Genomic DNA, 14,474 nt, shown 5'->3' on the forward strand with positions numbered 1-14,474 from the left:
ATGACCGCATCCGGCACCCCGGCCGACACCTGGGACACCTCGGACACCTTCGGCCCGAACGCGGAGACCGGAGGCGGGGTCGAGCTGTTCCCGGTGAACTTCACCGCCTACCGTCACCACCCCGACCTCGACACCGACCGGCACGTCAAGGCGATCGCGGACCTGCTCGCCCCGTTCGGCCCGCACGTCCGGCCGTGGACGGTCCCCGGCCACGAGCGGAACCGCCAGGCGGTCGAGGACCGGCTCGGCACCTGGAAGCGGCCCGCCGCCTCCCACTACGGCAACTCGGTGCTGTACTGGGCCGGCCACGGCAGCGCCGACCACCTCGCCCACCACCGCACCCCCGCCCCCATCGACGACGGCATCTTCCCCGAAGAGGTCGCCCACGCCATCGGCGGCCGCCAACTCCACCCCGACGCCGCCCACACCTGGGTGATCGTCGTCCTCGACGCCTGCTTCTCCCACGAGTTCGCCCAGGACGTCCACCTCGCGCTCCTGCGCCGACACCGCGCCGCCAAGCGGTACCTGCTGCTGTCCACCGCCGCCCAGGGCTACGCCGAACTCGGCGCCTTCACCCACGCCCTGCAGCGGGCCCTGACCGTCGCCTTCCGCGGGAGGAAGGCCGTCGGGCTGGTCGAGCTCGGCCAGGAGCTCGCCCGTGACCTGGGCGGCTACAGCGGCACCAGCGCCGACGACCACCGCGACCGACTCGTCCGCCTCGACGAGGACATCGCCTCCGCCGTCTCCGCGCCGTTCGACCAGCTCGACGAACTCCGGTCCTTCATCGACCAGTTGCCCCCCGACGAGCGCCGCCACTTCGTGCCCAAGGCCTCCGGCGCCGAGTTCGGCGAACTCGCCTGGTACTTCCACGGCCGCACCGTGCAGCGCGACCACATCCTGCGCTGGCTCACCACCATCCACCAGGGCACCCTCGTCGTCACCGGCCCCGCCGGCGCCGGAAAGTCGGCCCTCCTCGGCCACGTCCTCCTCCACACCAGCAGCCTGCTGCGCGACCTGCTCGTCCGCCACGAGCACCTGGACGCGCTCCCGCCCGGAACCCCCTGCCCCGACGACCCGTTCGACCTCACCGCCCACCTCGCGGGCCTCACCCTCAACCGCACCGTCCAGCTCATCGCCGACGCGGCCGGCCTGCCCGACCTGGCCCAGGAAGCCGCCGAGGGAGGGCCCGCCGCCGACCTCACCGGCCGCCTGATCACCGAACTGCGGGCCCGGCGGGCCCGGTTGACACTGCTGTTCGACGCCCTCGACGAAGCCGAACAACCCCTGATCATCGCCGACACCCTCCTCCGCCCCCTCGCCGCCGTGCCAGGCATCCGCCTGGTCGTCGGCACCCGCCGCTCCACCCGCGAAGGACCCGACCGGCCCGCACCCGCCGACACCGACCTCCTCGACGCCCTCCAGCCCCGGCCCCATCCCCTGGGATGTAGCCGGGTAGCGGGCCTGGAGGTGGTCGAGGTCGGCCAGGACCAGGAGGCCCTCGCCGGGTACCTGCGGACCAAGCTCACCGCGGCCAAGCACCGCGGCACCCTGGACGCCGACGACACCGACATCACCGCCGCGGTCCACCGCCTGGTCGTCGACCACCCGCGAGGCGACGGCGAGCCGCAGCAGTTCCTCTACGTCCGCCTCGCCGCCCACGAACTCCTCAACGACCCCCGCCTCCTCCACGACCCCACACCGCTGATCGGCCGAACCCACCGCGAGCTCTTCACCCGCGCCCTTGAACGCCTCCACCGCACCAACCCCCGCTACACCCCCCTCCTCCAGGCCCTCGGCCTGGCCCAGGGCCGCGGCCTGCCCGACCAGGACGGCATCTGGGCCGCCATCGCGAACGCCCTCGCGCCCCTCCCGACCGAGACCCGGAACGCCATCCCCGGCCTGCTGCGCGACGCCGCCCCCTACCTCGCCCTCGACCAGGAGCACGACCAGAGCGTCTACCGCCTCGCCCACCGCACCTTCACCGAACACTTCACCGCCGCACCCGACGCCGCCCGGGCCCACGCCGCCGTCACCACCGCACTGATCCACCACGCCACCTCGGCCTTGGGGCCGTCGAACACCCACGACGGCGACGGGCCCCATGTGGCCCCGGCGGCCGTCAGCCCCTACATCCGCCACCACCTCGCCGCCCACGCCCGCCTCGGCCACTCCGCCGGAGCCCTCGACGCGCTGGGCGAAAACCCGGATGTGCTGGACACGCTCGACCTCACCAGCATCACCACCGCCGTCTTCGGCCACGGCCTGCCCACCGGAGCACTGCCACCCGCCATCGCCGGAACCGTCCTCCTCCAGCACGACGCCCGCAGCACCATCCCCGATGAGCCGACCGCCACCGCCACGGCCTGGCGCCGATGGTCGCGCCGGCTCGGCACCACCTACATCCAAGGCACGCCGCCCCCCAGCGAACCAGCCCTCCAGGGCCCCGGAACAAGGCTCCCCGACCTGGTCACGGGCTCCGTCCGCCGGCGCCGGCTCCACCTCCAACTCACCGGTCACCCCGGCTGGGTGAGCGCGATCGCGGTGTTCGCCGCGCCCGACGGCACCCCTCGCCTCGCCACCGGAGGCGTCGATAGGTCGGTGCGGATCTGGGACCCCGCCACCGGCAGCCAGACCGGCGAGCCCCTCACCGGCCACACCAACGTGGTGAACGCGGTGGCGGTGTTCGCCGCGCCGGACGGCACCCCCCGCCTCGCCACCGGAGGCGTCGATGGGACAGTGCGGATCTGGGACCCCGCCACCGGCAGCCAGGCCGGCGAGCCCCTCACCGGCCACACCCGCGAGTTCGACATCAGCCACATCCGCGGGGTGCGGGCGGTGGCGGTGTTCGCCGCGCCGGACGGCACCGCCCGCCTCGCCACCGGAGGCGGTGGCGGGTCGGTGCGGATCTGGGACCCCGCCACCGGTACCCAGATCGGCGAGCCCCTCACCGGCTACATCGGCTATCTGCGGGCGTTGGCGGTGTTCACCGAGCCCGACGGCACCCCTCGCATCGCTTCGGGCGGATATGACGGGTCGGTGCAGATCTGGGATCCCGCCGCCGGTACCCAGATCGGCGAGCCCCTCACCGGCCACGAAGAATCGGTGCTGGCGATTGCGGTGTTCGCCGCGCCCGACGGCACGCCCCGCCTCGCCACCGGCGGCGGTGACGGGACGGTGCGGATCTGGGACCCCGCCACCGGCTCCCAGATCGGTGAGCCCCTCATCGGCCACCCCGGCTGGGTGTACGCGGTGGCGGTGTTCACCGCGCCCGACGGCACCCCTCGCGTCGCTTCGGCTACCGGTAGGACGGTGTGGATCTGGGATCCCGCCACCGGTACCCGGATCGGCGAGCCCTTCACCGGCCACACCGGAAATGTGGGCGCGATGGCGGTGTTCACCGCGCCCGACGGCACCCCCCGCCTCGCCACCGGAAGCGACGACAAAACGGTGCGGATCTGGGACCCCGCCGCCCAGACCCGGATCGGTGAGTCCCCCACCGGCCACAGCGGCCGGGTGTACGCGGTGGTGGTGTTCGCCGCGCCGGACGGCACCGCTCGCCTCGCCACCGGAGGCGTCGACGGGTCGGTGCGGATCTGGGACCCCGTCACCGGTACCCAGATCGGCGAGCCCTTCACCGGCCACACCGGCCATGTGCTGGCGGTGGCGGTGTTCGCCGCGCCCGACGGCACGCCCCGCCTCGCTTCGGGCGGAAATGACGGATCGGTGCGGATCTGGGATCCCGCCACCGGTACCCAGATCGGCAAGCCCGTCACCGGCCACGGAAGAGCGGTGTACGAGGTGGCGGTGTTCGCCGCGCCCGACGGCACCCCCCGCATCGCTTCGGCCAACAACGAATCGTTGGTGGGGATCTGGGACCCCTCCACCGGCACCGAGACCGGCGCGCTCATCTTCGGCCACGAAGGAGCGGTGAGCGCGGTGGCGGTGTTCGCCGCTCTCGACGGCACCCCCCGCCTCGCCACCGGAGGCGTCGACAGGACGGTGCGGATCTGGTTCCCCAGCAGCGGTACCCAGACCATCGAACCCCTCACCGGCCACACCGGCCGGGTGAACGCGGTGGCGGTGTTCACCGCGCCCGACGGCACCCCCCGCCTCGCCACCGGAAGCGATGACAGGACGGTGCGGATCTGGGACCCCACCACCGGCACCCAGATCGGTGAGCCCCTCGTCGGCCATACCGACCGGGTGAACGCGGTGGCGGTGTTCGCCGCGCCCGACGGCACCCCTCGCCTCGCTTCGGCCGGCCATGACGGGACGGTGCGGATCTGGGGCCCCGCCACCGGTACGGGAACCGCGCTACCCCTGGCTTCAGTGATCTACTCCCTGACAGCGGGCCACGGTCTCCTCATCGCGGGCACCGAAGACGGCTTCCTCTGCCTCGACATCTCCTCGATGTACGACCACCCGGCGGACGCCGAATCCGAGGAGGCTCAACGGGGCGCCCGAGACGAGCCGTAGGGAAACGCCAGCACAGTGCCCACCCCACCTCACCCCCCGTGCCCGGACGGTGGGCGGCGGTCGGCGGGGCGGGCCGGGGGGATGACCGGGGCGCGGAAGTCGCGGGGGCCGGTCCACAGGGCGGGGACGGCGTCGCTGCGGCGGGCGAGTTCGTAGGCGAGCGGTTCGTAGTTGACCCGCCAGCCCTGGAAGTGCGGCCAGGCCTCCGCGGCGGGTCGTTCGTGCGGGAAGCCGGCGGCGGCGATCATGGAGACGGCCGCGTCGAACTCGGTGTAGCCGAGCCGGATGGGGGTGTCCGGGGACGGGTCGGGGTCGAAGCCGACCCGCATCGAGCGCCCGATGTCGCGCAGCGCGGTGAAGCCGGCGCGGAGCACCAGCCGGGCCTCGGGCGGGGCGCTGCGCGGGCAGATGGCCAGGTGGACGGCGGCGGCGTCCATGACGGCGATCAGCCCGACCACCCAGCTGCGGTTGGGCTGCGGGGAGCGGAAGGAGATCAGCACCGGGTAGTTGGAGTGGCTCTCGCCGAGGTCGGCGGCGAGGCGTTCCCAGTCCCGGTAGAGCTGGGGGAGGGCCGTCTCGGTGTCCACCAGGGACTGCCGGGCGAGCAGTTCCGGGCCCCAGGCGGGCTCGCCGGCCCGGGACTGGAGGAGGGTCACCTCCAGTTCGCGCCGGTTGTACGCGGCGTAGAGGGTGGGCAGGTAGGCGATCTGGAGGGCGATCACCAGGGGGCCGCTGGCGGCGGCGACGAAGTCGATCAGGGAGAGGTGGAGCCGGTCGCCGCTGGCGAAGCCGAGGGTGAAGAGGCTGGAGCCGGCCTCCCGGAGGGCGACCTCCCAGTCCAGCTCCGAGGTGCCGTGCAGTATCAGCGTGTAGGAGATCAGCATGCCGCCGAGCCAGACGCCGAGCATGCCGGTGAGCATCAGCGGGGCCAGCCAGGTCTGGGCCCGGTCCTGCGCCCGGTAGGTGCCGAACGGTGCGGCGGCGAGGCGCAGCGTGGTTCGCAGGGCCCGCCAGAGCCCGTGCACCAGGGAGCTGTACAGGCCGCGCGGGACGACGAGCGTGCGCAGGATGCTGCCGATGGTGAGCAGCAGGAGCAGCACGCCGACGACGGTGTGGATCAACCTCATGGCGCTCATTGTGACGTCACGTCGGCATTGACAGGGCACCGCCGTCGGCTGAATGCTGAGCAAGCGCTTAGTCATCGAAGGCGCGGTCGGCGGACGAAGGGAGAGTGCCCGTGCCGGAGAGCACACCGGAGCACGCGCCGGAGCACACGCTGGGGGCCTCGGCCGTAGCCCCGCCGGGGCTGGACCTGGAGCGGTTGCGCGCCCGTCTGGAGCGGGCCCTGCCCGGTACGGTGGCCGGCCCGCTGCGCGCCGAGCTGATCGAGGGCGGCCGCTCCAACCTCAGCTACCGGCTCACCGACGGCGTCACGGACTGGGTGCTGCGCCGCCCCCCGCTCGGGCACGTGCTCGCCACCGCGCACGACATGGGGCGCGAGTACCGGGTGATGACGGCGCTGCGCGACACCGGGGTGCCGGTGCCCGGCACCGTCCACCTCGATCCCGGTACGGAGGTGCTCGGCGCCCCCTGGTACCTGATGGCGTACGTGCCCGGCGTCGTGCACCGGGATGCCGCAGCGTTCGCCGCCCTCGGTGAGCGCCGGGTGCGGGCGATCGGCGAGGCCTTGGTGGACACCCTCGCGGCCCTCCACCGGGTCGACCCGGCGGCCGTCGGGCTCGCCGACTTCGGCCGGCCGGACGGCTATCTGGACCGGCAACTGCGGCGCTGGTCGGCGCAGTTGGACGCCTCGCGGAGCCGTGAGCTGCCCGGCATCGACCGGCTGCACGAACTCCTCGTCGCCCGCCGACCCGCCTCCCCGGCCCCGGCGCTGGTGCACGGGGACTACCGGCTCGACAACGTGCTGCTCCAGGAGCGCGGGGAGCGGGAGCGCGACGGGCGGGACGTCATCGCCGCCGTCCTCGACTGGGAGATGTCCACGCTCGGCGACCCGCTCACCGACGTCGGGCTGCTGGTGATGTACACCGAGCTGGCCGGCGTCGGCGGCGGCCTCATCCCGTCCGCCGCGACCGCCGCCGGCTTCCCGCGCAGCGCCGAACTGGTCGACCGCTACGCCGAATCGACCGGGCGGGACGCCGCCGAACTCGACTGGTACGTCGCCTTCGCCTCCTACAAGCTCGCCGTCGTCGCCGAGGGCATCCACTACCGGTTCCGGCAGGGGCGGACCCTCGGCTCCGGCTTCGAGCGGGCGGGCGCGATGGCGCCCGTGCTCATCGAGCACGGCCTCACCACGCTGAAGGGACACTGACCGATGGACTTCGCCTACGACCGGCGCACCCTCGAACTCCGCGAGCGGCTCCTGGAGTTCATGGAACAGCACGTCCACCCCGCCGAGCCGGTGCTGGCCGCCCAGCTCGCCGACCCGGCGCGGCCGGTCTGGAAGATCCCCGCGGTCATCGCCGACCTGCGGGTGGAGGCGCGCAAGCAGGGGCTGTGGAACCTCTTCCTCCCCGGCGAGCACGGCGCCGGACTGACCAACCTCCAGTACGCGCCGCTCGCCGAGATCACCGGCCGCAGCCCGCACCTCGCCCCGCCCGCCCTCAACTGCGCCGCCCCCGACACCGGGAACATGGAGCTCCTCGCCGAGTTCGGCAGCGCCGAGCAGCGCGAACGCTGGCTCGAACCGCTGCTCGACGCGCGGATCCGCTCCGCCTTCGCGATGACCGAACCGGACGTCGCCTCCGCCGACGCCACCAACATCGCCACCCGGATCGAGCGCGACGGCGACGAGTACGTGGTCAACGGCCGCAAGTGGTACATCAGCGGCGCGATGAACCCGGAGTGCCGGATCCTCATCGTGATGGGCAAGACCGACCCCGCCGCCGAACCGCGCCGGCAGCAGAGCATGATCCTGGTGCCGCGCGACACCCCCGGGGTGACCGTGCGCCGCGGCATGACCGTCTTCGGCTACGACGACGCCGACCACGGCGGCCACGCCGAGATCACCTTCGAGGACGTCCGCGTCCCGGTCGGGAACCTCATCGGCGAGGAGGGCGCCGGCTTCGCCATCGCCCAGGCCCGGCTCGGCCCCGGCCGGATCCACCACTGCATGCGCGCCATCGGCATCGCCGAGCGGGCGCTGGAGCTGACCTGCCGGCGCGTCCTGGACCGGGTCGCGTTCGGCGGGCCGCTCGCCGACCAGGGCGTGATCCAGGACTGGATCGCCGAATCCCGGGTCCGCATCGAGCAGTTGCGGCTGCTGGTGCTGAAGACCGCCTGGCTGATGGACACCGTCGGCAACCGCGGCGCGCACACCGAGATCCAGGCCATCAAGATCGCCACCCCGCGTACCGTCGAGTGGATCCTGGACAAGGCCGTCCAGGCGCACGGCGCGGCCGGGGTCAGCCAGGACACCCCGCTCGCCCAGCTGTGGGCGTTCAACCGGACGATCCGGCTCGCGGACGGGCCGGACGAGGTGCACAAGCGCTCGCTCGCCCGGCGGGAGCTGCGCCGCCACCGCTGACGGCCGAGCAACCCCTGGCACCCGCTTCCCTGGCACCCCGGTGCGACACCCCCGCCCGCGTCATACCCGGGTAGCACCCGGCGGGTTGGCACCGCGGTATGACGTCCACGCACCGTCCCGGCCCGTACTGTCGCCGTACGGGCCGGCCGGAGGGCGGCGGGCCGACACGGCGCGGGGAGTCGGGAACATGCGCGAGCGGGTGCACGGGTGGGGTGCGGCGGACCACGGGCGGGGTCTGCGGACGGGCGTCGCCGTCGCCCTGGCCGCCACCGCCGTCCTGGGCGGCGTCGGAGCGGCGGTCGCCCCCGCCACCGCGGTCCCGGCGGTCGCCGAACGCCAGGCGCGGGCCGGACTTCCGCAGCCCACCGGCCCGTACGCGGTCGGCACCACCGCGCTGCGCCTCGTCGACCGCGGCCGGCCGGACCCCTGGCAGCCGGAGCGGGCCCGGGAGCTGATGATCAGCCTCTGGTACCCGGCCACCCGCCCGGCCCACGGCGACGAGCGCGCCCGCTACATGGAGCCGCCCGCCGCCGAGCACTTCGGCGGCCCGGACGGCGCCGGTGTCTTCAACTACCGGACGGACCCGGGCCGCACCGACTGGTCCGGCGTCCGCACCCACGCCCTGCGGGACGCCCCGGCGCTGCCCGCCACCCGGCCGCGCCCGGTGGTGCTCTACTCGGCCGGGCTCGGCGACCCCCGCACCTGGGGGACCGGCCTGGTCGAGGACCTCGTCTCGCGCGGCTACCTCGTGGTCACCGTCGACCACCCCTACGACGCCTCCGAGGTGGCCTTCCCGGACGGCCGGCTGGCCACCTCGGTGCTCCCCACCCTGGCCGGCCAACCCGGCCTGGACATCGGCGCGTTGCTCCGCAAGGCGCTGGCGACCCGGGTCGCCGACACCCGCTTCGTCCTGGACGAGCTGGCCGCGCTGCGCACCGACCGGCGGCTCCCGGCGGCCCTGGCCGGCTCGCTGGACCTCGACCGGATCGGCATGGTCGGCCACTCCGCCGGCGGCTTCACGGCCGCCCAGGCGATGCACGACGACCCCCGGATCAAGGCCGGCGTCAACCTGGACGGCCAGCTGCACTTCCCCGGCCCGGACGGCACCGGCGTCCAGCTGAGCAGCGTCGCCGAGGAGGGCCTGGACCGCCCGTTCCTGCTGATGGGCACCCAGAGCGAGGACTCCGGCGACTACCGCGGCCAGCCCGGCTGGGCGGCGTTCTGGCAGCACACCCGCGGCTGGAAGGCGGACGTCACCCTGCTCGGCTCCCGGCACGGCTCGTACACGGACGCGCAGTCGCTGCTGCCGCAGCTCGCCCGCCAGGGCGCCGTGCCGGAGGAGGCCGTGCGCGGCGACGTCGGCGACGTCCGGCCGGAGCGGGCGGTGCTCGCCACCCGCGCGTACGTCGGCTCGTTCCTCGACCGCTGGCTGCGCGGCCACGACGACCACCTGCTGGACGGGCCCTCGTCGCGCTTCCCGGAGATGCGCTTCGAGAGCTGACGTAGCGTCATGTGGCGTTGGTGTTCAGCGGATTTCCGACTCCGGGTTGGCCGCGTCCCAGCTCTGCCGGGAGTCGACGATCGCGTCGTGGTGGTCGTAGGACCAGTCGGCCATCGCGCGCACCAGATGGGTCAGGCTGTGCCCGAGCGGCGTCAGCTCGTACTCCACCTGCGGCGGGATCGTCGGGTGGACGGTGCGCGAGACCAGGCCGTCGCGCTCCAGGCGGCGGACGGTCAGGGTCAGCATCCGCTGCGAGATCCCCGGCACGGCGCGCTGCAGCTCCCGGAACCTCCGTACGCCCTGGGCGAGTTCGACCACGACCAGGACGGTCCACCGGTCGCCGAGCCGGTGGAGCAGGTCGCGGATGCCGCAGTCCACGCCCTCCTCGCACCAGACCACCGGCCGCGTCTCCTCGGCCGGGGTGGTTACCGCAGTGTGCCCCACTGACATCGAAGTGCCTCCTTATGTCGAACGCCCAGGTTATCGAGGATGGGCGTCGGGCCACTGAGCAGGGCGAGTGGCCGTGGGCGGGGCGGACGGACCGCCGGCCCGGTGCGGATCTCTGGAGGAACGATGCTTCTCGTGACGGGCGTCAACGGCGGTCTCGGCTCGCTGGTGCTGGAGCGGCTGGCCGAGCGGCCCGGCGGGCTCGACGGCGTGGTGGCGGGCAGCCGGACGCCGGAGCGCGCGCCGAAGCTCGGCGTCCCGGTGCGGACGGTGGACTTCGACCGGCCGGAGACGCTGGCCGAGGCCTTCACCGGAGTCCGCACCCTGCTGCTGATCTCGGCCGGCTACGGCGAGGACGACGTGGTGATCGCCCGGCACCGGGCGGCCGTCGAGGCGGCCGAGCGGGCCGGGGTGGAGCACGTGATCTACACCAGCCTCTCCGGCGACGGCGACCACCTCACCTACGCGCTCGCCCACCGCTGGACCGAGCGGCGGCTGCGCGCGTCGGCCACCCTGCGCTGGACGATCCTGCGCAACGGCCTCTACGCGGAGCTGCTGGGCTTCGTGGCCCAGCCCGACGCGGACGGCGCGATCACCGCCCCGCTCGGCGACGGCCGGCTGGCGGCGGTCGCCCGGGAGGACCTCGCCGAGGTCGCGGCGGGCGTCGCACTGGCCCCGGCCGGGCACGCGGGCCGGGTCTACGAGCTGGTCGGCGAGGAGGCCGTGGGCGGCGCCGAGGTCGCCGCGGCGCTCACCCGGGCCACCGGCCGCCCGATCGAGTACCGCCCGGGCACCCTCGCCCAGGGGCGGGCGGCGATCGCGGCCTCGGGCGCCGAGTCCTTCCAGGTCCCGATGGTGGCGAGCACCTGCTCGGCGATCGCCCACGGCTTCCTGGCCGGGCCGGGCAAGCCCGGCGACCTCGCCGCCCTCCTCGGCCGCGCCCCGCGCCCGGCCCTCGACGTGATCACCGGCGGGATCGACGCCGCCTGGTGACGGCCTGCGGGAAGGGGTGCGGCCTGGTCCCGGTCAGGGGGTGATCACCAGCCGGCCGGTGGTGGTGCCGTCGGCGACCCGCTGGACGGCGTCGGGAACGGCGTCGAACGGCAGACGCGCGGTGACCAGGGGCCGGACGACACCCTTGGCCGCGAGGTCGGTCAGCTCCCGGTGGACGGCGCGGACGGCCCGCGGGTCGCGGGTCTGGTAGAGGCCCCAGTGCAGCCCGAGGATCGCGTAGTTCTTCACCAGGGCGTGGTTGAGCGCGGGCGCCGGGATCTCGCCGCCGGCGAAGCCGACCACCACGATCCGGCCCTCGAAGGCGACACAGCGGGTGGAGCCGGTGAAGGCCGCGCCGCCGACCGGGTCGAAGACCACGTCGGCACCCCGGCCGCCGGTGGCGGCCTTGACCGCGGCGACGAAGTCCTCGGAGGTGCGGTCCACCACCAGGTCGGCGCCGAGCGAGCGGGCGGTGGCCGCCTTGCCGGCGCCGCCGACCACGGCGATCACCCGGGCGCCGGCCGCCCGGCCGAGCTGGACGGCGGCGCTGCCGACCCCGCCGGCCGCCGCGTGGACCAGCAGGGTCTCGCCGGGGCGCAGCGCGGCCCGCCGGTGCAGGGCGAACCAGGCGGTCTGGTGGCCGATGTGCAGGGCGGCCGCCTCGGCGTCGTCCAGGGCCTCGGGGGCCGGGAAGGCGGCGGAGGCGTCGAGCAGCGCGTACTCGGCGAACGCGCCGTGCGGGAGGACGGGCGTGCCGACCACCCGGTCACCGGGGCGCCACGGCTCAGCCGGGTCGCTCGCGGAGTCCGCTGTGCCGTCCACCGCGTCGTCCGCCGTGGGTCCGCACGCCTCGATCACGCCGCACAGCTCCACCCCGGGGGTGAACGGCAGCGGTGGCCGCACCTGGTACTGGCCCCGGACGAGCAGCGCGTCCGGGAAGTTGACGGCCGCCGCCCGGACCCGGACCAGCAGCTGTCCCGGGCCCGGCACCGGGCGCGGCGCGTCCTCGACCTGCCGCAGTACCGCGCGCGGCTCGCCCGTCTCGGGTACCTGCCAAGCCCTCACAGTGCTCCCTCCTGCTCCAGCTGCCGCTGGAGACGGTTCATCCCGGCCAGCCAGCGGTCCGGGTCCCCGGCGCGGGCGGTGGAGTAGTCGGCGACCTCGGGGTGCGGCAGGACCAGGAAGCGGTCCGCCGCCAGGGCGTCCAGCAGTGCCGCCGCGACCTGCTCCGGCTCCAGGGCGGTGGGCGCGAGCAGCGTCTCGCCGACCGCGCCGGTGCTCGCCAGCATCGCGGTGCGCACGCCCTGCGGGCAGAGCGCGTGGACCCGCAGCCCGCGGTGGCGGTAGGTGGCGGCGAGCCACTCGGCGAAGGCGAGCGCGCCGTGCTTGGTGACCGCGTACGGGGCCGAGCCGAGCATGGTGAGCAGCCCGGCCGCCGAGACGGTGGCGACGAACCGGCCGCTGCCGCGCTCCAGCCAGCGGGGGAGGAGCAGTTCGGCGGCCCGGACGTGGGCCAGCACATTGACCTCCCAGGCGGAGCTCCAGTCGGCGGCCGACGCGTCCGCGCCGCCGATCGGGGCGACGCCCGCGTTGGCGCACCAGATGTCGAGTTCGGTGCCGTGCCCGGCGAGTACGGTGCGGGCGGCGCCGACCAGGGCGGCGATCCCCTCGGCGGAGGCGGCGTCACCGGGCAGGGCGGTGCCGCCGCAGTCGGCGGCGACCGCGCGGGCGGCGGCGCCGTCGAGGTCGTTGACCACCACCCGGGCGCCGGCGGACGCGAAGGCGCGGGCCACGGCGGCGCCGATGCCCCGGCCGCCGCCGGTGACCACCACGCCCTGCCCGGCGAACGGCGGGGCGGCGGGGGAGGTGCTGCTGCTGGTGCTCACAGGCCGCCGCCGAGGGTCACGCCGCCGTCCACGACCACGGTCTGCCCGGTGATCCACGCGGCGTCGGGGGAGAGCAGGAACGCCACCGCGCCGGCGACGTCCTCGGGCACCCCGAGCCGGCCCAGCGGGTAGGCGGCGGCGACCTGCTCCACGCGGCCCTCGTACAGCGCCTCGGCGAACTTGGTCTTGACGACGGCGGGGGCGACCGCGTTGACCCGGATGCCCTGACCGCCCAGCTCGGCGGCGAGTTCGGCGGTGAGCCGGATCAGCGCGGCCTTGGAGACCCCGTACATGCCGATGCCGAGTGAGGCGCGGATGCCGGCCACCGAGGCGACGTTGACCACCGAGCCGCCGTGCTCGCCCATCCAGGCGGCGTGCGCGCGGCGGGTCCAGGCGAGCGGCGCCAGCACGTTGACGGCGAGGATCTTGGCGGCGGCGGCCTCGTCGACGGTGAGCACCGGGCCGTAGACCGGGTTGATGCCGGTGTTGTTGACCAGGTGGTCGAGCCGTCCGAAGGCCTCCAGGGTGCGGGTGACGGCCTCCTCCTGGTGGGCCGGGTCGTCGGAGCGGCCGGCGACCCCGATGGCGACCTCGGGGCCGCCGAGGTCCTGGACCGCCTCGGCGAGCGGTTCCGGGGTGCGGGCGGTCAGGCAGACCTTGGCCCCCCGGGCGACCAGCTCGCGCGCGATGCCGAGGCCGATGCCCCGGCTCGATCCGGTGACGACGGCCACCCGGCCCTTGAAGGAGTGCACCACGGGGGTCCTCTCGGCGTGGAGGGCGGCCGACCGGCTGACCGGGCCGCTGACGGAGCCACTGACTAAGCGCTTGCTCAGCATGGTGTCGGTGCGGGACCCTGTCAACAGCCGTGCTCGTCGTCCGTGCCCGCCGTCCGTGCCCCTCGGATCACGCGCCCGACGGGCCTGCGTGGGCTCGACGGGCCCGCGCGGGCCGAATGCCCGTACGACTGCCCGGACGACCGATCTGCGAGGATGGCGCCATGACCAGCACGCCCATCGCCGAGCTCTGGCCCACCCTGCCCGGCGGCGCCGACACCCGCCCGGAGGCGGTGTACCGGCTGCTCGGGGCCGCCGTCGAGTCCTTCGCCGAGCGCGGCTTCCACGCCACCACCACCCGGGACATCGCCACCGGAGCCGGGATGAGCCCGGCCGCGCTCTACATCCACTACCCGTCCAAGGCGGCCCTGCTGGCCGAGATCAGCCGGGCCGGGCACGCCGCGGCGCTCGCCCTGGTCCGGGCGGCGGTGGCCGGCGGGGGCGACCCGGTGGCCCGGATGCGGCGTCTGGTCGAGGACTTCACCGCCTGGCACGCCCGGGCCCGGACGGTCGGCCGGGTGGTCAACTACGAGCTGCACGCGCTCCCCGAGGAGGACTACGTGGCGGTCGCGGCCCTGCGGCTGGACATCGAGCGGGAGGTCAGCGCGCAGATCGAGGCGGGGCTGGCGGCCGGGGTCTTCGAGGTCGCCGAGGTGCGCACCGCCGCCCGCGCGATCACCTCGCTCGGGATCGACGTGTCCCGCTGGTACACCGACCGCAGCAGCGAGACGCCCGAGGAACTCGGCCGTCGCTACGGGGAGTTGGTGCTGCGGATGCTGGGCGCCGCGGGCTGA

11 protein-coding genes are annotated in these 14,474 nt (G+C 74.8%); 6 read left to right on the top strand and 5 right to left on the bottom strand.

Features of this window, described 5'->3' with window-relative positions; genetic code table 11:
- Positions 1-4,476: a hypothetical protein gene (locus ACFP3U_RS00725; RefSeq protein WP_380223058.1), complete on the top strand. Its 4,476-nt coding sequence runs from the start codon at positions 1-3 to the stop codon at positions 4,474-4,476.
- Between the two features lie 29 nt (positions 4,477-4,505).
- On the opposite strand, the gene ACFP3U_RS00730 is transcribed toward ACFP3U_RS00725, so the two are convergent.
- Entirely contained in the window at positions 4,506-5,603 is a 1,098-nt protein-coding gene (locus ACFP3U_RS00730) for a hypothetical protein (protein ID WP_380223059.1), read from the bottom strand.
- Positions 5,604-5,713: 110 nt separating this feature from the next.
- On the opposite strand from ACFP3U_RS00730, the gene ACFP3U_RS00735 reads away from it, so the two are divergent.
- From ACFP3U_RS00735 to ACFP3U_RS00745, 3 genes are all read left to right on the top strand, one after another.
- The gene (locus ACFP3U_RS00735) at positions 5,714-6,805 is read left to right on the top strand and encodes a phosphotransferase family protein (protein WP_380223060.1); all 1,092 of its coding nucleotides are present in this window, start codon (positions 5,714-5,716) and stop codon (positions 6,803-6,805) included.
- A gap of 3 nt (positions 6,806-6,808) precedes the next feature.
- A complete protein-coding gene (locus ACFP3U_RS00740; protein WP_380223061.1) occupies positions 6,809-8,020 on the top strand; it encodes an acyl-CoA dehydrogenase family protein in 1,212 nt (403 codons plus the stop codon).
- 187 nt (positions 8,021-8,207) lie between these two features.
- A complete protein-coding gene (locus ACFP3U_RS00745) occupies positions 8,208-9,521 on the top strand; it encodes an alpha/beta hydrolase family protein (RefSeq protein WP_380223063.1) in 1,314 nt (437 codons plus the stop codon).
- A gap of 24 nt (positions 9,522-9,545) precedes the next feature.
- Here ACFP3U_RS00745 and ACFP3U_RS00750 read toward each other — a convergent pair whose 3' ends face one another.
- Entirely contained in the window at positions 9,546-9,971 is a 426-nt protein-coding gene (locus tag ACFP3U_RS00750) for a winged helix-turn-helix transcriptional regulator (RefSeq protein ID WP_380223064.1), read from the bottom strand.
- A 123-nt stretch (positions 9,972-10,094) separates the two neighbouring features.
- Here ACFP3U_RS00750 and ACFP3U_RS00755 point away from each other — a divergent pair, with 123 nt between their 5' ends.
- Entirely contained in the window at positions 10,095-10,961 is an 867-nt protein-coding gene (locus ACFP3U_RS00755; RefSeq protein WP_380223065.1) for an NAD(P)H-binding protein, read from the top strand.
- 33 nt (positions 10,962-10,994) lie between these two features.
- On the opposite strand, the gene ACFP3U_RS00760 is transcribed toward ACFP3U_RS00755, so the two are convergent.
- The 3 genes from ACFP3U_RS00760 to ACFP3U_RS00770 are packed head-to-tail and all read right to left on the bottom strand — an operon-like array spanning position 10,995 to position 13,602.
- On the bottom strand, positions 10,995-12,026 hold the full coding sequence (locus tag ACFP3U_RS00760; protein ID WP_380223066.1) for an NADPH:quinone oxidoreductase family protein: 1,032 nt from the start codon (positions 12,024-12,026) through the stop codon (positions 10,995-10,997).
- The gene (locus ACFP3U_RS00765) at positions 12,023-12,847 is read right to left on the bottom strand and encodes an SDR family oxidoreductase (RefSeq protein ID WP_380223067.1); all 825 of its coding nucleotides are present in this window, start codon (positions 12,845-12,847) and stop codon (positions 12,023-12,025) included. Before ACFP3U_RS00765 ends, ACFP3U_RS00760 begins: the two co-directional genes overlap by 4 nt.
- Positions 12,844-13,602, bottom strand: a complete 759-nt coding sequence (locus ACFP3U_RS00770; protein WP_380223299.1) for an SDR family oxidoreductase — start codon at positions 13,600-13,602, stop codon at positions 12,844-12,846. Before ACFP3U_RS00770 ends, ACFP3U_RS00765 begins: the two co-directional genes overlap by 4 nt.
- A gap of 242 nt (positions 13,603-13,844) precedes the next feature.
- On the opposite strand from ACFP3U_RS00770, the gene ACFP3U_RS00775 reads away from it, so the two are divergent.
- A complete protein-coding gene (locus ACFP3U_RS00775; protein WP_380223068.1) occupies positions 13,845-14,474 on the top strand; it encodes a TetR/AcrR family transcriptional regulator in 630 nt (209 codons plus the stop codon).

It is taken from the genome of Kitasatospora misakiensis (genome assembly GCF_042656005.1).
GTDB lineage: Bacteria > Actinomycetota > Actinomycetes > Streptomycetales > Streptomycetaceae > Kitasatospora > Kitasatospora misakiensis.